At 42.9% G+C, this 18,864-nt stretch carries 14 protein-coding genes, 1 other RNA gene and 7 pseudogenes; 14 read left to right on the top strand and 8 right to left on the bottom strand.

Annotation, left to right across the window (positions count from 1 at the left end; all coding sequences use genetic code 11):
- The first annotated feature begins 57 nt into the window (after window positions 1-57).
- From G7Y90_RS15655 to adk, 5 genes and pseudogenes are all read left to right on the top strand, one after another.
- Window positions 58-660 carry a DsbE family thiol:disulfide interchange protein gene (locus G7Y90_RS15655; protein ID WP_502937442.1) on the top strand — a complete coding sequence of 201 codons (603 nt, stop codon included), beginning with the start codon at window positions 58-60 and terminating at the stop codon, window positions 658-660.
- Between the two features lie 55 nt (window positions 661-715).
- Window positions 716-1,209 (top strand): annotated as a pseudogene (locus tag G7Y90_RS15650) (cytochrome c-type biogenesis protein).
- The gene (gene ccmI, locus G7Y90_RS15645) at window positions 1,163-1,774 is read left to right on the top strand and encodes a c-type cytochrome biogenesis protein CcmI (protein ID WP_250162849.1); all 612 of its coding nucleotides are present in this window, start codon (window positions 1,163-1,165) and stop codon (window positions 1,772-1,774) included. The pseudogene G7Y90_RS15650 and the gene ccmI overlap by 47 nt, the downstream one beginning before the upstream one ends.
- A complete protein-coding gene (locus tag G7Y90_RS15640; protein ID WP_502937441.1) occupies window positions 1,741-2,475 on the top strand; it encodes a tetratricopeptide repeat protein in 735 nt (244 codons plus the stop codon). The genes ccmI and G7Y90_RS15640 overlap by 34 nt, the downstream gene beginning before the upstream one ends.
- Before the next feature lie 219 nt (window positions 2,476-2,694).
- Window positions 2,695-3,348 (top strand): annotated as a pseudogene (adk, locus tag G7Y90_RS15635) (adenylate kinase).
- A 241-nt stretch (window positions 3,349-3,589) separates the two neighbouring features.
- Here the strand turns inward: adk and secB are convergent.
- The 4 genes and pseudogenes from secB to rsgA form a co-directional block, all read right to left on the bottom strand.
- Window positions 3,590-4,044 (bottom strand): annotated as a pseudogene (gene secB / locus G7Y90_RS15630) (protein-export chaperone SecB).
- Window positions 4,045-4,206: 162 nt separating this feature from the next.
- On the bottom strand, window positions 4,207-4,458 hold the full coding sequence (gene grxC / locus G7Y90_RS15625) for a glutaredoxin 3 (protein ID WP_250164013.1): 252 nt from the start codon (window positions 4,456-4,458) through the stop codon (window positions 4,207-4,209).
- 311 nt (window positions 4,459-4,769) lie between these two features.
- Window positions 4,770-5,226, bottom strand: a pseudogene (locus G7Y90_RS15620) (rhodanese-like domain-containing protein).
- 173 nt (window positions 5,227-5,399) lie between these two features.
- Window positions 5,400-6,500, bottom strand: coding sequence for a ribosome small subunit-dependent GTPase A (rsgA, locus tag G7Y90_RS15615; RefSeq protein ID WP_250162847.1), 1,101 nt, complete (start codon window positions 6,498-6,500; stop codon window positions 5,400-5,402).
- 220 nt (window positions 6,501-6,720) lie between these two features.
- Here rsgA and orn point away from each other — a divergent pair, with 220 nt between their 5' ends.
- Window positions 6,721-7,308 (top strand): oligoribonuclease, encoded by a 588-nt coding sequence (gene orn, locus G7Y90_RS15610; RefSeq protein WP_045446983.1) that lies wholly within the window; start codon window positions 6,721-6,723, stop codon window positions 7,306-7,308.
- Window positions 7,309-7,440: 132 nt separating this feature from the next.
- Here orn and G7Y90_RS15605 read toward each other — a convergent pair whose 3' ends face one another.
- Window positions 7,441-8,292: a UDP-2,3-diacylglucosamine diphosphatase gene (locus G7Y90_RS15605; RefSeq protein WP_250162846.1), complete on the bottom strand. Its 852-nt coding sequence runs from the start codon at window positions 8,290-8,292 to the stop codon at window positions 7,441-7,443.
- 115 nt (window positions 8,293-8,407) lie between these two features.
- Window positions 8,408-8,921: pseudogene (locus tag G7Y90_RS15600) on the bottom strand (peptidylprolyl isomerase).
- Between the two features lie 273 nt (window positions 8,922-9,194).
- Here G7Y90_RS15600 and G7Y90_RS15595 point away from each other — a divergent pair.
- The 6 genes and pseudogenes from G7Y90_RS15595 to G7Y90_RS15570 all read left to right on the top strand — a co-directional run bounded on the left by G7Y90_RS15595 (window position 9,195) and on the right by G7Y90_RS15570 (window position 14,880).
- Window positions 9,195-10,930 (top strand): annotated as a pseudogene (locus G7Y90_RS15595) (glutamine--tRNA ligase/YqeY domain fusion protein).
- 146 nt (window positions 10,931-11,076) lie between these two features.
- Window positions 11,077-11,838, top strand: coding sequence for a phospholipase D family protein (locus G7Y90_RS15590; RefSeq protein ID WP_250162845.1), 762 nt, complete (start codon window positions 11,077-11,079; stop codon window positions 11,836-11,838).
- 240 nt (window positions 11,839-12,078) lie between these two features.
- Complete coding sequence (locus G7Y90_RS15585) at window positions 12,079-12,717, top strand: peroxiredoxin (protein ID WP_045446971.1); 639 nt, start codon at window positions 12,079-12,081, stop codon at window positions 12,715-12,717.
- Between the two features lie 197 nt (window positions 12,718-12,914).
- Complete coding sequence (locus G7Y90_RS15580; protein WP_250162844.1) at window positions 12,915-13,613, top strand: glutathione S-transferase family protein; 699 nt, start codon at window positions 12,915-12,917, stop codon at window positions 13,611-13,613.
- Window positions 13,614-13,903: 290 nt separating this feature from the next.
- A complete protein-coding gene (locus G7Y90_RS15575) occupies window positions 13,904-14,071 on the top strand; it encodes a hypothetical protein (protein WP_250162843.1) in 168 nt (55 codons plus the stop codon).
- Between the two features lie 35 nt (window positions 14,072-14,106).
- The gene (locus G7Y90_RS15570) at window positions 14,107-14,880 is read left to right on the top strand and encodes an META domain-containing protein (protein ID WP_250162842.1); all 774 of its coding nucleotides are present in this window, start codon (window positions 14,107-14,109) and stop codon (window positions 14,878-14,880) included.
- A 127-nt stretch (window positions 14,881-15,007) separates the two neighbouring features.
- Here G7Y90_RS15570 and ruvC read toward each other — a convergent pair whose 3' ends face one another.
- Entirely contained in the window at window positions 15,008-15,592 is a 585-nt protein-coding gene (gene ruvC, locus G7Y90_RS15565; protein ID WP_045446965.1) for a crossover junction endodeoxyribonuclease RuvC, read from the bottom strand.
- Between the two features lie 254 nt (window positions 15,593-15,846).
- Between ruvC and G7Y90_RS15560 the strand changes: the two genes are divergently transcribed.
- On the top strand, window positions 15,847-16,467 hold the full coding sequence (locus tag G7Y90_RS15560; protein ID WP_055123798.1) for an FxsA family protein: 621 nt from the start codon (window positions 15,847-15,849) through the stop codon (window positions 16,465-16,467).
- Window positions 16,468-16,600: 133 nt separating this feature from the next.
- Here the strand turns inward: G7Y90_RS15560 and ssrS are convergent.
- A non-coding RNA gene (gene ssrS / locus G7Y90_RS15555) (6S RNA) lies at window positions 16,601-16,796 on the bottom strand.
- 259 nt (window positions 16,797-17,055) lie between these two features.
- On the opposite strand from ssrS, the pseudogene gpmI reads away from it, so the two are divergent.
- Window positions 17,056-18,712: pseudogene (gene gpmI, locus G7Y90_RS15550) on the top strand (2,3-bisphosphoglycerate-independent phosphoglycerate mutase).
- The last annotated feature ends 152 nt before the right edge of the window (window positions 18,713-18,864 follow it).

Raw genomic sequence — 18,864 nt, 5'->3', positions numbered from 1 at the left:
TCAAAGCAATCCCCTGATCAAAATGCAAAGCAAGATAAGGTAGGTGGCACGAAAACCATGAACAAAAAGCAACTTAAGCTATGGTTTTTGATTCCACTGATCGTTTTCATTGGCTTAATCATCATGCTATATCTGCGTTTGGGTAAGCCGACGGATATTGTTACCAATACGGCACTTGAGCGCCCAGTGCCCGCTTTTGAGCTGCCTTTATTATCAGATACCAGTCGTATCATGACCAATGAGAATCTGCCTGATAAGCCCTTTTTGATGAACATTTGGGGCTCTTGGTGCCCAACTTGTATTATTGAGCATCCTTTTCTTATGCAACTAGAGGAGCGCGGTGTCAATCTGGTCGGGGTCAACTATAAAGATGATATTGGTGATGCCCTAGGCTACTTAAACCGAGGTGGCGATCCGTTCTCGATGTCCATTCAGGATTTATCTGGTCAGTTTGCTTTGGACTTAGGTTTGACGGGTGCACCTGAGACTTTCGTAGTCGATGGTAATGGTATTATTCGTCAGCACATCATTGGTGAGATCAATGAAAGCAACTGGCAAAGCCGTATCACGCCCTGCTTGATGGTGCTCAATGAAGCCAATAAAACAACGTCAGTCCAGATCCGACTCAGGTTGCGGAGGCGTGTAAATGATAGCCAATAAAATAACAGCCGTTACGTTAAAAGTCGCGAGCCTATTAATAGCTTGTCTAATAAGTATGGCAAGCTATGCTGCTATTGAGGTCTATGACTTTGATTCTGTGCAGCAAGAAGCCCAATATCGTGGTCTCATCGAAGAGCTGCGTTGCCCTAAATGTCAAAACCAAAATCTTGCAGGATCGGATGCGCCCATTGCCCAAGATCTAAAGCAAAAAACCTATGATTTGATAAAAGATGGTCGTAGTGATGGCGAGATTCGTGCTTATATGCAGGAACGTTATGGCGATTTCATCACTTATAAGCCGCCTGTCCGGCCATCAACGTGGATTTTGTGGTTTTTTCCGCCACTATTACTCATCAGTTTACTCATAGGCTGGTTCTGGCAAAGCAAACGACGTCAGCTTGTCGCTAGTGGTGAAAGGGGGTAACGGTCAATAGTACGGCTGCTGCTCTATCTGCTGCTGAAAAAGCCGAGATTGATCGTCTGTTATCACGTGCTTCGAGCGATGACAAAAACGACCATGATATTACAAGCCTCAAGGACAAAAAATGACCATATTCTCTACTGTGGGCTTATTTATTGCTCTAAGCTTACTCATCGCCCTAATACTCGCTGTTATTACTATCATGCCTTGGCTGCGAGCATCACGCTCGCCAGAAAAGCCTATGGACATCAGCTGTTGGATATCAACGTTGCTGTGTTCCGTGAGCGTCTAGCAGAACTAAAAACAGATAAAGACAATGGCACTATCGATGACAGCCATTACCAGAACCAAAAACTGGAGCTTGAACGCCAGTTATTGGATGCTCAGCGTGAAGTCACACCGATGGTCGCGCCTGGCATCAAAAGCCGATTGATTATTACTGTCTGGGTGCCAGTCCTCGCGGCGATGGCGTATTTGATGGTCGGCGATCGTACGCCTGTGTTCGAGCTTTGGGCAGCTGAAGACAAAGTCGGTCAAGTGGCTGATGACTTATTAACGGGTAAGATTGATCAGCCGCCTGCTTGGGCGATTGAAGATGGTCAACAGCTGATTAGTGCCATGCAAACCAATGTCTATCGTCACGCTGATGATCCAGATCGCTGGATGCGTTTTCAGAATTATTCTTATCATTAGAAGCCACTGACTCCGCAATTGAAGCCTTATCGCGTGCTTATCGTTTGTCACCAGACAATGAAGAGATTGCAACCACTTATGCACAGATTAGCTTCTTTGCCAATAAAGGCCAATTAGACGCTAATAGTCGCCGAGTGCTACAAGACGTGTTGGCTAAAAATCCAGAGCATGAGGGCGCGCAAATGCTCATGGCAATGGGTGAGGCACGGAGTAGTAATTTTGATCAAGCACAAGGCTGGATTAAGCGTCTACGTGACAGTATTGCGGCTAAACCTGGTGATCATACCAAAGCATTGGCGAGTTTAGATGAGCTAAGTGCTAATGTCACCGCTCAGCAACAGCAAGCCTCTGAAGGTGTTGAAGTGACTGTTACGATTAATGCTAGCCTGCTGCCGTTAGTTAAAGCCGACGATGTGTTATTTGTCGCCATACGTGATGTCAATGGTGGACCACCATTTGCTGCCAAACGTTTGCCGATCAGTGTTATCAAGCAAGGTGAAGCCAGCATTAGCGATTTGGCCATGATGCCTGAACGTACTTTGAAATCGGCGAGAGCGGATAAAGTTCAGTTGGCTGTCATCGCTCGTATCAGCCATAGTGGTACTGCCAGTGCAGAGTCAGAGGATTTGTCAGGTAATCCTGTGGTAATTAGTGCGGAACAAAATCAGGTCAATGTTGAAATTAATCAACAAATTCCATAGTATTATATCTGTTGTTGTCAGCACCTCTGACGTAAGCGCTGTTGTCCGATACAGCAGCGCGCAACAGCATTATATGAACAGATAAGTCATGACAACTTATCACTGCAAATAATGAAAATACTTGAGCTTTGCCAAGCCACAAGGTAAGGTAGCTTGGCAAACAACCAATCCCTGAGTTTTATTAGTCCCAAAATCCTATCTATTAAGGAGAATCGTGTAATGATGCGTATTATTTTGCTAGGTCCACCAGGCGCCGGTAAAGGTACCCAAGCCCAGTTTATTTCTAAAGAATATGATATCCCGCAGATCTCAACTGGCGATATGCTGCGTGCAGCAATCAAAGAAGGCAGCGAGCTTGGCAAAAAAGCCAAAGACATCATGAATGCTGGTGGTTTGGTTTCTGATGACTCATTATTAACCTAGTGAAAGAACGTATCGCTAAGCCTGATTGTGCCAATGGTTGTATTTTGGAGTTTTCCGCGTACGATTCCACAGGCTCAAGCACTTGCAGATGCTGACGTTGCTATCGATCATGTAATCGAAATTAGCGTGCCAGATGACGAGATTGTCAAGCGCTTATCTGGTCGTCGCCAACATCCTGGTTCAGGTCGCGTTTATCACGTTGATCACAATCCACCCAAGGTCGATGGTATCGACGATGTGACAGGTGAAGCGCTAATCCAGCGTGAAGATGATAAAGAATCTACCATTCGTGATCGTCTAGCGACTTATCATGAGCAAACATCAGCGCTTGTTGGTTTTTATCAAGACAAGGCCAAAGAAGGTGCCGATGCCCCTAATTATGATAAGTTTGATGGCACGCAAGGCATCGATGAGGTTAAGCAACAAATTTTATCAGCGTTAAAAGGTTGATCATCGATTTTGAATAATTGATGATGAGATTGAAGACCCTGTTTGTTAGCAGGGTTTTTTTATGTCTGATGGTTTTAACTGTCTGTCTCACAATATTACTCAGTAGAACTCTCATTGCTCAACGATTCTTTTGAGTAAGCGCTTAAACAGCATCCACAAAAAAGCCGCTCACTCGTGATGAGTAAACGGCTTTTTTATCAAAATATACTGTGAATAAAGCTAGCAAATTTTTGCTTAAAACTTATGCATTACCTTCAGCATCAACTTGTGCTTGTTGCTGGCTTTGTGCGTAAGCTTGGTCAAAGTTGACAGGGGCTAGCAATAACTGCGGGAAGCTACCACGCGTTACGATGTCGCTGATGACTTCACGAGCATACGGGAACAAAACGTTCGGGCAGTATGCACCTAAGATTTGACCGATTTGGTCTTCTGGAATATCTTTTAATAAGAAGATACCCGCTTGATGCACTTCAGCGATAAATGCCGCTTCTTCCGCATTTTTGCTGTAACGCTCACCGTTAAAATGACTTGATAATGATCATCATCCAGTTTTTCAGCGTTGCTAGACAAATTGATATCAAGCTCTGGGTTCCACTCTTTGGTGAACACACTAGCGCCTGGGACTTCAAGTGACATGTCTTTTACGTAGATACGCTCTAGCGCTAATTGTGGTTGTGCTTGTTCTTCAGCCATGATAAATCCTCTAAAAGTTATTCAAATAGTTGGACAAACTGTCATTTTAATAAAAGTTCATTGTAATGTAAATCGAGACAAAATCTGGATGTTTTTATTACTCTCTTTTATCTTTGCCGCTGTCTATCATTGCACAGGCAGAAGACAGCAACGAAAAGTAGCAGATTAACCTGCTAATAGCTCGTCAAGTTTGCCTTGTTGGTTCATTTGATTGAGTTCATCAAAACCACCGACAAAGGTCTCACCGACGAAAATCTGTGGCACAGTGCGATAGTTATTGGTTTTTTTCATTAATTCTTGACGCTCTTCGCGGCTCATATCGTGCATGCCAATTTCTTCGTAGTCAACGCCTTTAGTTTTTAAGAGTTGTTTGGCGTTTGAGCAATATGGGCAGAGGGGTGGTGTAAACTTTAACAGCGACAGTCATGGTAAATCCTTATTTATAAGTTTAGAAGGTAATCGTTTTATTATAAATATTATTTTAAAAATTCTTATAATCCGTTACCAGCAAGTAAATTGAAGATAGATTCGGTAATGCTCGTTATTAAAGTGGGGATGAACAGAGCAAATTCAAGATGCTTGAGTATAAAAGCTCTGACGGTAGCACAAATGCACACAAAAAAAAACACCTATCGATAAGGTGTCTTTTTTATTTATAAATATTCAACGCCCCTCAATCATATATCAATTGATACGGGCTAAATATTTTTAAACATCAGTATAGCGGACTACTTATGTAGACTTGGTTTGGCTTTGCCTTTATTTTTAGGCTTTGCGTCTTTTAAACCAACTAATGGCATGCCCGCTGCTTGCCAGCGCCGCGATACCACCTTCTAAGCGATAGACACTGTCCTTGCCGATCATCTGAATAGCCGCGCCTGCTTGCACACCCATATCACAAATGATAATCACTGGCTGCTCAATTGCACGGATTTCTTCTAAGCGGTCTTTGAGCTCGGTGAACGGTATGTTACGGCTGCCTTGAATGTAACCGGTCTCAAACTTCTTTTTGGCACGAATATCGATTAGCTGCGCGTTTTGCGAGTTAACCATCATACCTAAGGTATTGGGCGATATTTTTCTGCCACTACGTTTGTTTTCAATCGTAAAAAATAGCACGGCAAGTACGGCTAATATACCAAATAAAAACGGGTGGTTGCCCACAAATTCCAGCGCACGATCCAAACCATACCTCCAAAAAAATAAGTGTTCGGTTAAGCTGAGAAGACAGCCTAACGATACTGAACAAGGCGCTATTATACCGATTAGACCATCCATAGTAAACGGGCGATGGTCAACCAAGCGATTAACGAGCTATAAGGCGGATACTAATACTGCCAATATTAATACTGCCCGTATTAATAGGGCTTAGTATCAGCCTCTTCTCTTAAAGTCACGAGGTTTTCCACACGGCGCTGCAATACCACGCCGTCAGCAACCGCTTGCCATAGTGCGCAGCCTTTGCTGTTGTGAGTATGACGACAATCACGGAACTGACAGTTGCCAGATAAGGGTGCAAGTTCCACAAATCCTGAAATGATATCATCGGGTGTGAGATGCCAAATGCCGTACTCGCGGATACCTGGCGTATCGACGATACCGCCTTGGGTCAAGTCGGCTGGATTAAATGGTAATAAGCGACTGGTGGTGGTGGTGTGTTGACCAAGTTTTGAGTTATCAGAGATGATATTGACGCTTTGTGCCGATTCAGGTAGTAGTGCATTGATTAAACTGCTTTTACCGACACCAGATTGTCCCGCAAAAATAACCAGTTTTTTATCGATATAACGTTTTAATTCATCCAGCCCTTCTTGCTCATCGCTATCCGCGACGTTTTCAGGGCAATCGACTGAGGTCAAGACGCTCTCATAACCGAGAGAAGCATATTGTGCCAATAATTCTTTGGTATCGACGCCGTTTTCTTCTGCCAATAAATCGGCTTTATTAAGCACCAACAGCGGCTTTACGCCAGCATGATGACAGACGACCAAATAACGATCGATGAGGGTTGGCGCGGCAGCAGGTAGCGGCGCAAATACAATCGCTAAAATATCGACATTGGCGGCGACAGGTTTAAGTTTATGATAACGATCAGGACGCGAGACCAGAGAGGTACGCGGCTTGACCGATTCAATACGTCCAAAGCCCGTGTTAGGATCGGCACTCCAGCGTACTTGGTCGCCAGCAGCTAGCATCGGTAAGTTGGTACGCACATGACAACGCCAAATATCGCCTAATGCCAGCTCTTGCCAAAACGGCTCAGGATCATCGGGTGCAATCTCCGGTTGCACGGGTATCACCGCAGGCAAGCTGGTCACTTGTACTTCCAACTGCTTGCCATAATGCGCCATGACCACGCCATCCAAACTGTCATCGATGCTGTCTTGACTTGCCAGCTGTTGTTTGTCGATGCGACGAATCTGTTGCTTAGTCAGTTTGCGTTGCCGAATTAATGCCATGGGTTTTGAACCTATTAAAAAAATATTGCTAAGTGTAGCGTGAAAGTTTGATAACATACAGCCTAAAGCGCCTGCTGCAGACAGAGATTTTGTAACGTTTTAAGGGTTATAAATCAGTAGATGCAACGTTTTGCTACTTAGCGATGAACATTAACAGGCGATTTATCTAATTAATATTGCTCCAAAGTTGTTCTAAACTTTATTGACCATAGGATATTTTATGAGTACCGGTGACCACCCCAACAAGATTAAAATCAGAAACCAAGGCAAAAAAGGGCTGGTATGGATTGACCTAGAAATGACCGGACTGGATACCTTGAATGACGAGATTATCGAGATTGCTACCGTTGTCACTGATGAAGATTTAAATGTCCTTGCCGAAGGGCCAGTGTTCGCTATAAAAGTATCGGATCAAACGTTAAATAAAATGGATGATTGGAATACCAAGCAGCATGGTCAGTCAGGATTGGTCGACCGTGTCCGCCGTAGTACCGTGACATTGGCAGAGGCTGAAGCTGAGACGATTAAGTTTCTCAATAAATGGGTCGATAGTGGTAAGTCGCCAATGTGCGGCAATTCCATCTGTCAAGATCGCCGCTTTATGGCGCGTCAAATGCCGGAATTAGAAAAATTCTTCCATTATCGCAATCTGGATGTCTCGTCAATTAAAGAGCTTTGCTTCCGCTGGCGTCCTGATATTCTCAGAAACTTTGAAAAAGGTGGCAGTCACCTAGCGTTAGATGACATCCGTGATTCTATTCGTGAATTAAAGCATTATCGCCAGCATTTCTTTAAATTAATACCGTAAAGTAAGAGTTGAGCGATCAATAGTTTGACACTTAAATTCGTGTCAATCATGCAGTGTCATTTATAGTAAAAAGGTCTGTTGAATTATCAACAGACCTTTTTTATTGTTCAGAGGCGCTCAAAAAAAATGATATTAAATGAGCGATTTAAATTCAATCAATCTAAATTCAGCAGCATTACTATTAAAACTGTCATTTGATTGCTCGTCGCCTGTCACTGCACCAATCACCGCACTTACTTTTGGCTGGCGAATATTGCTATCGAGCAATCGCCAGTCGCCGAGCACGTAGCGTTTTTTATCAGTGGTAGCCTGATGAATAGCTGGACGATGGGTATGTCCATGCAATAAAGCATCGCTATCGCTGATGGCTTGATGCACGGCTTCATCGTTCACATCCATGATATGCGCCGCTTTATTGGCGTTGTTCTGCTGGCTTTTACGCATTTTATCTGCGATAGCCAAGCGTTTTTCTAGTGGTTTATTGAGCAAATACCATTGGGTTAACCGATTACGCATGATTTTGCGAAAAAACTGATATTTTTTATCATCAGTACACAAAGCATCACCGTGCTCTAGACGATAATTTTGCTGACCGACAGTCAAAGTATACGGCTCGTAAATAAGCTCGCCACCAAATAGATTGCAGAATGGCTGACCTAACAAAAAATCACGGTTGCCATGCATGACCAAAATCTCGCAGCCAGCTACCCGTAGTCTTTTTAATTTGACGATAAGCGGAGTGAGCCAATGACTTTGTCGTTCCTCGTCGGATAAAGACAAATAAAAATCATCACCGAGCCAAACTTCAAACCAATCACCTAAGATAAATAAGCGCTTGAGCACAGGCAAAGCAAGGCAATCATCAAGCAGCGCCAAAAAAGCCTGCACTAAGGCAGGCTCTTCAGGCGATAAATGCAAATCGCTAATCAATACTTGCCGCACCTCATGAGGGCTGGTGGTAATTAGGTGCTCAAAACTTTGCATTTATCTTTATCCTCGTAATTTTAAACAGTAACGACTCATAAGCTTTTACAGACTCATCGCTACTGAGTAATAACTATTGAAGAATGATTACTGAGAAACCGTTATTTAGTAGCAGTTACTTAGTGATAATAGTCGCTGATTTGATAACCACTGGCTCTTTTGGCACATCAGCATGCATGCCGAAACGACCAGTAGGTACGCCGCGCATTTTTTCGATGACATCCATACCGCTGGTTACTTTACCAAATACGGTGTAGCCCCAACCTTGCATGTTTTTGCCAGAATGGTTTAAGAAGTCGTTGTCTTTTACGTTAACGAAAAACTGGCTGGTTGCTGAATGCGGATCTTGCGTACGCGCCATCGCAATCGTACCAGCATCGTTTTTTAGACCGTTGTCTGCTTCGTTTTCAACTGGAGCATTGGTCGCTTTTTCATTCATTTCAGCGTCCATTCCGCCGCCTTGAATCATAAAGCCGTCAATGATGCGATGGAAAATCGTACCGTCATAATGACCAGATTTTACATAGTTTAAAAAGTTTTCTACTGTCTTTGGTGCTTTTTCTTCAGAGTTCGATAACGATCGCACCCATATTGGTGTCTAGTTCTACTACTGGTGGCATGTCTACCATGTGATATTCCTCTTTGATTGCAGCGCCTAAAATGACGCTGTTAAGTGGTGGCTAAAAAGTTGGTGGTTAAAAAGTTATGGCTAGTCTAACGGCTTTTTTATCTCGTGTCATGTATCAGGCTGTTAATGCGTTCGCAAAAGCTGATAGAATAACGCAACTTTAGCTTTTTATTATCATTTTTAATAACTTGTTTTTAATGATTTGGTTTGAATTTTCCATGCTGCGTGATGGCACGTAGCATGAACTGACAATTTGCGTTAGGAGCAATGCCCGATGAGTGAGCACTCAAGCAACAATGCACAAAAAGACGAACAAAAAAACGATTTTATTCGCAATATCATTCGTGACGATGTCAAGGCGCAAAAATACCCACAAATCGTGACGCGCTTTCCGCCAGAGCCAAACGGCTACTTGCACTTGGGGCATGTAAAATCTATCTGCCTAAACTTTGGCGTGGCCGAAGAGTTTGGTGTTTGTAACCTGCGTTTTGATGACACTAACCCTACCGCAGAAAAACAAGATTTCATCGACAACATCGAGAACGATGTGAAATGGCTTGGATTTGAGTGGGCAGGAGAGGCGCACCATGCGTCAGGCTACTTTGACCAGTTGTATGCGTGGGCTTTGCAGTTGATTAAACAGGGTGATGCTTATGTAGACTTGCAGTCACCTGAGCAAATTAAAGAAAACCGAGGCTCATTCAATGAGGCAGGCACAGCGTCACCACATCGTTCTGCCAGTGTTGAAGAAAACTTGAGCCTCTTTAATGACATGAAAGAAGGCAAATATACTGAAGGCAAAGCCGTGTTGCGCGCCAAGATTGATATGGCAAGCCCAAACATGAATATGCGTGACCCTGTCATCTATCGCGTCATGCATCAAGCGCATCACCAAACGGGTGATAAATGGTGTATCTATCCGATGTATGATTTTGCCCACCCGCTCTCTGATGCACTCGAAGGCATTACCCATTCATTGTGTACGCTGGAATTTGAAGATCATCGTCCATTTTATGATTGGGTCATTGACAAAATTGGCTTTGATGTACACCGCACCAGTATGAATTTAGCCGCTTAAATGTCGATCATACCTTGACCAGCAAGCGTAAGCTTAAACAGTTGGTTGACGAAAATATCGTTAGTGGTTGGGATGATCCGCGTATGCCGACGATCGCTGGCATGCGTCGCCGTGGTTACACACCAGAGGGTTTACGTGATTTCTGTGAGCGTGTTGGTGTAACCAAAGTAGACAGCGTCGTTGACTTTCGCTTATTAGAATTTAGTATTCGCCAATCATTAGAGACGACCACAGGTCGTGGTATGGCAGTGCTTAAGCCATTAAAAGTGATCATTACCAACTTTGCCGAAGCGGTCAGCAGTTGGGAATCGCAAAAAGCGGACAGCGTCAACGCTCGCTTTGATGATGCTTCGCAAACCTTATGGCTCACGCAGCCAAAACATCCTAATGTCGACATGGGTGAGCGTGAGATTCCATTCACTGAGACTCTCTATATCGATCAAGGCGATTACGAAATTGAGCCGCCAGCAGGTTATAAGCGTCTATCACCAGAAAAGCCAGAAATTCGTCTGCGTAACACCTATGTGTTGGCAGTGACCGAACATGTACTAGATGACGCAGGTAATGTCGTTGAACTAAAAGCGACGATTGATCCGGCGACTTTGGGTCAAAATCCTGAAGGTCGTAAGGTTAAAGGCGTGATTCATTGGGTATCAGCTAGCCAAGGCATCCCAGCAACGGTGCGCATGTATGAGCAGTTATTTAGTGTCGAAGACCCAAGTGGCGTCGCTGACGTCCATCAAGCATTAAATCCTGACTCGTTGACTGAACTCAATGCTGTAGTTGAACCGTCATTGGCAAATGCGGATGCTGGCACACGCTTCCAGTTTGAGCGTGAAGGTTACTTTATCTCTGATAGCGAAGACCACAGCACTGATAAACCGATATTCAACCAAATCGTGAGCTTGCGTGACAGCTATAAGCCAGCTTAATGTAACACTATCAGCGGCATTAGTATTTATCTGAAAAATTACTGAACAATAGTGGTTTTCAAGCTTGCCCATTTCTAGTACGCTAGGGATGGGCTTTTTTGTGCATGATTATAAAGGGATTGATCGTAAGATTTGAGGAAATAATAATGGCAAAATTTTTAAACAGCAGTGGCACGACTTACCATTTAGAAGAATTGATTAAAAGTGCGTCTGATAGGTTGATTATCATCAGTCCCTATCTAAAGCTGAATGAGCGTATTAAAGAGTTGCTAGAGGATCGTAATCGTCTCAAAATTGATATTAGAATCGTTTATGGCAAGAATGATTTGCACCCAGAAGAAATAAACTGGCTCAAAAATCTGACTTTTATTCGTACCAGCTTTTGCAAAAATTTGCATGCGAAGTGCTACCTCAATGAAAACGAATGCATCATTACCAGTTTGAACCTTTATGAATTTAGTCAAGTCAATAATAATGAAATGGGCGTGCTGATTTATCGTAATGAAGATGCCAAACTATATGCCGATACTTATGAGGAGGCACAGCGCATTATTCGTATCAGTGATGAAGTGCGCATGTCGCTTGAAAAAGTGACTGAATCCGATGGTAGGACTGATAATACTGCTACTGCCAGTCATACAATGCCCAGCAATAATGCTAATACAACGGTCGCACCTACTGCTACAGAAGCGGCAACGCCTAATTACTCTAAGCCGACCACAGCAAAGCTTGCGAAAGAGCTGGGCTTTAAGACACAAGAGTTAAATGATAAGTTACTTGCAGCGGGATATTTACAAGAGCAAGAAGGTGAGCTTACATTAACAGATGCTGGGCGTGCAGCAGGTGGTACCAGTAAAAAAGGTAAATTCGGTGATTTTTGTTTGTGGGATTCTGGAATGGTAATTTGATTCATTCGTTAAGTCTATGCTAAGTTACCTAGTAATAAACAGAATAACCGCATTACAATCCTTCACAAGACAGTCATAGCCAGTTTGCTAAGATAAAATAGAATTTTTGCTGACGTGCTTTGAGTTATTGTGTAATATCTGACAGGGCACGTTGATAATAAAAAGTACGTTGATAATAATAGAGCACGCGAATATCTTTGGATATTAGTGCTCATCACTAACATAGCTAAGGAATTAAGCATGGCACATTTACGTTTAGGCGATACCGCACCGAATTTTGACGCTGCAACCACAGAGGGTAATATCAATTTCCACGAGTGGGCAGGCGATAATTGGGTCGTTTTTTTCTCTCATCCAGCTGATTTCACGCCAGTATGTACGACTGAGCTTGGTCGTGCTGCGGCACTGAATGGTGAATTTCAAAAGCGTGGTGTCAAGCCAATCTGTATCTCTGTTGATGGTATCGATGACCATCATGCGTGGGCAAAAGACATTGGTGAGACTCAAGGTACTGAGTTAAATTTTCCAATCATTGCTGATCCGAACAAAGAAGTCGCTGAGCTATACGACATGATGCATCCAAATGCAGATAGCACGCATACGGTACGCAGTGTCTTCATTATTGATCCAAATAAAAAAATCCGCTTAACGCTGACTTATCCTGCAAGCTGTGGTCGTAATTTTGACGAGATTATCCGTGTCATTGATGCTCTGCAGCTGTCTGATGAATATAATATTGCGACGCCAGTTGACTGGAAAGACGGTGATGATGTCATCATTCCACCAAGTGTCAAAAACGAAGATATTGCGGCCAAATACCCTAAAGGTTATACAGAAATTAAGCCTTATTTACGTACCACGCCTGCACCCAATAAATAAGTAGTATTATTGGATGAATGCAATGAAGCCTCATGACGTAACGTAGTGGGGCTATTTTTTGTTTAGTCTCTGATCAAAAAAGCAAGCCTAATAAGGCTTTGCTATGATGAGCAGAGTAGGATATAACTGTTGTATAAAGGATGGTCAGTCTTCATTTATCATCAACAGCGTAATAACCATAATAAAACCAGATAGCGTTGAGTCGCTTTTGTCCAATCTTACAAGGAGTTTGCCATGAAAAACTATACGTCACCCGTACCGCGCCCAATCCACGTAAAGCCCTTATTTTGTTAGCATCAAAAGGCATCGATGTCGATGATATGGATGATGTGGACGTGATTGACATTGATTTTGCTGCCAATGAGCAAATGTCAGACAAGTTCACCAAAATAAATCCAATGCAGACCGTGCCAGTTCTAACACTAGGTGATGGCACTGTACTCAATGATTCGCAGGCTGTATGTGAGTATCTCGACCGTGTCTATGGTGAGCGTTCGGTGATGGGTAATGATGTGATACAACGTGCACAAGTGTGCGCTATGCGCCGCATTGCTGAGTTTGAGGTATTATATAACTTTATGCTGGCTTTTCAACACAGCCATCCGTCCAAAGCCCAACGTGTTGAGCAAGTCCCAGAGTTCGTCGCGCCATCTGTTGCACGGGCTGTTAAAGCCCTTGCTTATTTTGAAAATATTTTAGAAGGTCGTGAGTATTTGGTCGGTGAACAATTAAGCTTTGCTGATATCGTCCTATATCTCGGTTTGGATTTTGGGAAAGTCCTTAACGTAAATCCGAATGAGCAGGGCGAAAATCTTGCGCGTTTTTATCAAATGATGAATGAGCGTTTCAGTATTAAAAATATGGCAAAAGCCAAAATTGCTCATACAACCGAGTAAGACTAGCGCGAAAAAAAAAGGTGACATCATTGATGGTCTTGAATAATTGATGAAATTTCCAATTATCTGAGACCATTGATTTTTTGTAGTACTTTTAAATATTAAAATAGCAGTTACGATGAATCCATAAAAATAACACTTTGTTACAACCATGGTAATCAACGGCGCTATAGTGGTGAATTGTGACGCTTTAATAAAGTGGATATCATCAGCCCCTTATTGTTAAATATTTAACCTGATTTTTTAAATACTTTGACTTAAAAAAGGGATAACCACAAGGTATGACTGCTATGACCTCATCTGTTAAAAAACGGCCAATTCGATTCACTTTACTACCAAGTTTGTTGGCACTAAGCTTGGCATTAAGTGCTTGCCAAGATGCTTCTTTGCCTAATGAAAGTGACGTACAAGAAGGCACTCAGACAAGCGCTGATACAATAAATGATGATGGCAGATAGATGATGATGCTGATGCAGTAACGGATAATACTCAGATGGATAAGATGAGCGATGAAGAGAAAATGATTTCCAATCTTTCACGTTATCGTTGGACATTGATGTCTGTAACGGATAAAGGCGCACAGCCATTAAATATGCTGACGGATATTAAAGACCAAGTGCGTTTGTCTTTTAATCAATACCAAGGTGAGAATACGTTAAGTTATAGCGTTGGCTGTAATACTATGAGCGCTGGCTACCAATTGCAAGGTCACACTTTGACTATTGAAGAGGGTATGAGTACGAAAATGTCTTGTGGTGAGCTTGATAAGGCTGAAAATAGTTTAAGTCAGCTGATGCAAGGTGAAAGCCAGTTAACATTAATGAAGGCTAACAGTACCAAAGATGGCGACGCTAAAGACAACAATTCTCAGGATGATAGTCTCAAGGGTGATAAGCCAATATTAACCCAAGTGACCAGTGTCGGAGCAATGTTGGTTTGGGAAGGTAGGCTTACCTCACAAGCCAAGTATAATAGTAAAGGCGAGACCGTATTTTGGGCAGTAAGCTCGAAAATGATACCTTGCGCCGATAATGACTCTGAGATGTGTCTACAAGTGAAACCCATTACCTATGATGACCAAGGTATTAAAACGAGCGAAGGTAAGTGGGCAGTCTTTACGGGTGAAATCGATGGCTATCAGCATGATGGCATGCATGATGAAGTATTACGTCTACAGCGTTACCCATTAGACAGTGATGATAGTACAGAAGGTGAAGAATATGCTTATGTGTTGGATGCAGTGATTGAAAGTGCCGTCGCAGAGTAGTCGGTTTAAGCCGTTGCATTTTTATAGTAAAGCGATTTTATAGCAAAACGATAGTGTAAATAACTTAGACAGTTCGAAAAACACGCGCCATTTAGACGCGTTTTTTATGCTTGTATTATAAGCGTTCTTAACGCAAATTGCCTAAATCTTCTTCTGTCAAACGCCAGCGACCTTTTTTCTTAGATGCACCGCGCCCACGCATGGCACTGTTTAATATTAATTTATTCATGGAGTGGCTTGAATGCGCATGACAGATGGCGCAGGCAAGACCATCGGCGGCATCTTGCTGTGGCACGACATCCAAAGATAGTATTCGGCAGACCATCTCTTGCACTTGCTCTTTGGCCGCTGCACCATAACCGCAAACGGCTTGCTTAATCTGGCGTGCAGTATATTCCGATACTTCTAAATCTAGAGCAACCATAGCGGCAATAGCAGCACCTCGCGCTTGCCCAAGTTTCAACGCTGAGTCAGGGTTTTCTGCCATAAACACTTGCTCAATGGCAGTATAGATGGGCTCATCAGCATATTTCAAATGATGCTGTGTGATGCGCGTTAAGCCATTAAAAATCCGCTTTAGACGTTCAGGCATCTCTTTGGTGTCGGTACGTATGGTACCTGCATCGATATAGGTGAGTTTGTCGCCCGTCTGTTGGACGATGCCATAACCGGTCATGCGCGAACCAGGATCAATTCCAATAATAATTGCCATAATATTCCATCTTGCTTACATTTTATTTTCAATCCTATATAAGTTGGATACGGTGTCAGACTTGCTCAGCCTACTACTCGTAGTGCTTTTGCTCATCTTCCTTGTATCCAAATTATATTGTACCGACTATATGGCTTAAAAATCAGCCTTAAGTTTGATAGTATAGCAATCAATCCCCATATACATCATATGTTAGCCATCTTAATTTGCATGGCGCTCAATTTATTGGTTTTTATTTTATAGGACGACACTTTATGGGTCAGATAGTTGGTATTGCCATTGTTTGGTTTATTATCGAAATGCTACTTTGGTATTTGCTTGCTCAGTTTATGAGTGGTTGGTGGGTATTTATGTGGTTTATTATCGCCGCAGTCATCGGTATCTCCCTCTTGCGTAAAGGGATGGCTGCCCTCAATCCAATGGCGCAGCAAATGAAAGCAGGTGGCATGATGAACCCATCAATGCGTCCGCAAGAATCAACCATGATGAAAAGTGTGGCCATGGCAGCGGCTGGTATTTTGCTACTCATTCCAGGTGTGCTGAGCGATTTACTCGCATTATTGGTGATATTGCCACCCGTGCAAAAGAAGCTCAAAGACTTTGCTAATAATTATGTCATGAATAATCAGCAAAAAATGATGGAAATGATGGCCAAGCAAATGGGTGGACAGATGGGCGGCGGACAAAATCCGTTTGGTGGCATGGGCGGTCAAAACCCATTCGGCGGCGCAGGTGGTATGAATAATCAAAATCCGTTCGGTCAACAACAAAACCCGTTTGGTGATGGGTTTAAACAGCATACAACGATTGATGGGACAGCAAAAACCATTCCCAAAGATGTGAAAAAAATCACCAAATCTGCCAATGACGAATAGTTGAATTAATAGGCAAGCATAGAAAAACCCCCTTTTATCATTGATAAAAGGGGGTTTTTAATGGTTATTACTAAGTCTTTATGAGTTGATAAGTAAACCTACCGAAATATAAGAAGATAATAATTAACCGAATAGAACAACCGAAGTGCCGCTGTAAGATGGCGACCCATGAACCGTGAAGTTCAGGGCGGATGCGTCACTGCCTCTGCAGGTTTCCTGATACACCGCAAGCGGTGCAGGCATACACAATGAAGCAATAGGTACCACATCCTGGTAAAGCATTATCGGCTCAGGGAATAAACATCTACTAGCCAACACTTCAGAATATAATTATCTTAACGAATGGTTTGAATGATTGCAAGTATGATTTACAGATTGATACGTAGATTTAGAGAGTGGCATTATTGCTATTAAGTTTTAACCGCCTTTTCTACTGATAGATGTGCTTTAAATAAGTATGCTTTAACGCTTAAGAGTGGGCGTAAAATGACGATTTTTCAGCTATTTTAAGATGTGTGTTAATATAGAGGGCTTTAAACATCCTAATATAGCATTATAGGCGTTCATTCACTTGAGGAGCGGTAATCCATGACCAATACCCAGCAACAATCAGCATTTATCGATGATAATCAGGCTCAGCTCAATAGCAAGCAGGATGGCGATCAAAATAAAAAAGTGCCGCATGTCTTAATGATATTAGATGGTTTTGGGCATCGTGAAGACGATAAGGATAATGCGATTGCTGCCGCCAATATGCCAAATTTGGATAGGATTTATCAGCAAAATCCGCATGGATTGATATCGGCTTCTGGAGAAGATGTTGGTTTGCCAGATGGGCAGTTTGGTAATTCAGAGGTTGGGCATATGAACTTAGGCGCGGGTCGCGTTCTGTATCAAGATTCGACTCGTATCTCAAGTGAAGTAGCCAATCGTGAATTTTATAAAAACGAAGCTTTAGTCAAGGCGGTCAAAGCTGCGAACGAGTTGGGTGGTAACGTCCATATCATGGGTTTGCTGTCAGATGGCGGCGTCCACTCTCATCAAGATCACATCGAAGCGATGTGCCACTCGGCGTTAGTGCACGGCGCCAAAAATGTCTTTGTACATTGTTTTTTAGACGGACGCGACACCCCACCTAAATCAGCAGATAAGTATATTAATCGTCTGCGGGATCATATCAATAAGCTTAATGCTCATTATGAAGGCGGCCGCGTACAGATGCCAGTATCATTGGGCGCTATTATGCAATGGATCGTGACAATCGCTGGGATCGCGTGCAAAAAGCCTATGAGCTTATCACTGAAGGTAAAGCCGATCGTCTGTCTACGCGTGCAGATGGCGCAGTACAAGCTGCTTATAGGCACGCGAAACCGATGAATTTATTAACCCGACCGTAGTCATTGGCCGTGATGAAGTGCCTTATACCGTTGATGACAATGACGCGCTTATTTTTATGAACTTCCGTGCTGACCGTGCCCGTGAGCTGGCGCAAGCTTTTGTCTTGCCAGATCATGAGTTTTCAGGGTTTGCCCGCAATAAGCAGCCAAAACTTGCGGCATTTGTGATGCTGACCAAATATTCTGACGTTTTAGCAGACAATCCCAAAACTAGCGTTGCTTATTATCCCACGTCGTTGACCAATACACTTGGCGAATATTTGCAAGACAATGGTAAAACTCAGCTGCGTATCGCTGAAACCGAAAAATACGCGCATGTGACGTTTTTCTTTAGCGGTGGTCGTGAAGAAGAGTATGAGGGCGAGACACGTATTCTCGTACCCTCTCCAGATGTGGCGACTTATGATCTGAAACCAGAGATGAGTGCGCCTGAAGTGACCGATAAATTAGTGGCTGCCATTGAATCAGGCAAATATGACGTGTTAATTGTCAACTATGCCAATGGTGATATGGTAGGTCATACGGGAATTTTTGATGCGGCTGTAAAAGCAGTAGAGGCACTAGATGTCTGTGTTGGCCGTATTGAGTCAGCGGTACGCGCTGCTGGCGGTGATATGCTTATCACGGCAGATCATGGCAACTGTGAGCAGATGCAAGATTACGAAAGCGGTCAAGTACATACTCAACATACCACTGAGCATGTACCGCTCATTTACGTGGGTGAAAAAAACTTACAAGTACGTAGTCGTGGTAAGTTGAGCGATGTCGCACCGACTATTTTGGCGCTGATGGATATTGAGCAGCCTGCTGAAATGACGGGCGAAAGCTTACTGGTTCCAGCGTTGTAAGTCAGGCACTTAATACTATTATATTGACAACTTACTAGTGTTGTTAGAAGTAATAGAAAGGAGGAGAGATATTGATTGTCTCTCCTTTTTTTGATCTGTTTTTAAGAGATATTTGACTGACTTTATTTATCTTTAAATGTTTGGATAGTGAG

The organism is Psychrobacter sp. WY6, assembly GCF_018448495.1.
In the GTDB taxonomy this organism is placed as follows: Bacteria; Pseudomonadota; Gammaproteobacteria; order Pseudomonadales; family Moraxellaceae; genus Psychrobacter.
This window is presented reverse-complemented; position numbering and strand designations above follow the sequence as displayed.

What these genes read in the sequence shown, in the direction of transcription:
- G7Y90_RS15655 (WP_502937442.1), top strand. Translation starts at nt 58, where the DNA reads ATGAACAAAAAGCAACTTAAGCTATGGTTTTTGATTCCACTGATCGTT.
- ccmI (WP_250162849.1), top strand. Translation starts at nt 1,163, where the DNA reads ATGACAAAAACGACCATGATATTACAAGCCTCAAGGACAAAAAATGAC.
- rsgA (WP_250162847.1), bottom strand. Translation starts at nt 6,500, where the DNA reads ATGGCATTAATTCGGCAACGCAAACTGACTAAGCAACAGATTCGTCGC.
- orn (WP_045446983.1), top strand. Translation starts at nt 6,721, where the DNA reads ATGAGTACCGGTGACCACCCCAACAAGATTAAAATCAGAAACCAAGGC.
- G7Y90_RS15605 (WP_250162846.1), bottom strand. Translation starts at nt 8,292, where the DNA reads ATGCAAAGTTTTGAGCACCTAATTACCACCAGCCCTCATGAGGTGCGG.
- G7Y90_RS15590 (WP_250162845.1), top strand. Translation starts at nt 11,077, where the DNA reads ATGGCAAAATTTTTAAACAGCAGTGGCACGACTTACCATTTAGAAGAA.
- G7Y90_RS15585 (WP_045446971.1), top strand. Translation starts at nt 12,079, where the DNA reads ATGGCACATTTACGTTTAGGCGATACCGCACCGAATTTTGACGCTGCA.
- G7Y90_RS15575 (WP_250162843.1), top strand. Translation starts at nt 13,904, where the DNA reads ATGACCTCATCTGTTAAAAAACGGCCAATTCGATTCACTTTACTACCA.
- G7Y90_RS15570 (WP_250162842.1), top strand. Translation starts at nt 14,107, where the DNA reads ATGGATAAGATGAGCGATGAAGAGAAAATGATTTCCAATCTTTCACGT.
- ruvC (WP_045446965.1), bottom strand. Translation starts at nt 15,592, where the DNA reads ATGGCAATTATTATTGGAATTGATCCTGGTTCGCGCATGACCGGTTAT.
- G7Y90_RS15560 (WP_055123798.1), top strand. Translation starts at nt 15,847, where the DNA reads ATGGGTCAGATAGTTGGTATTGCCATTGTTTGGTTTATTATCGAAATG.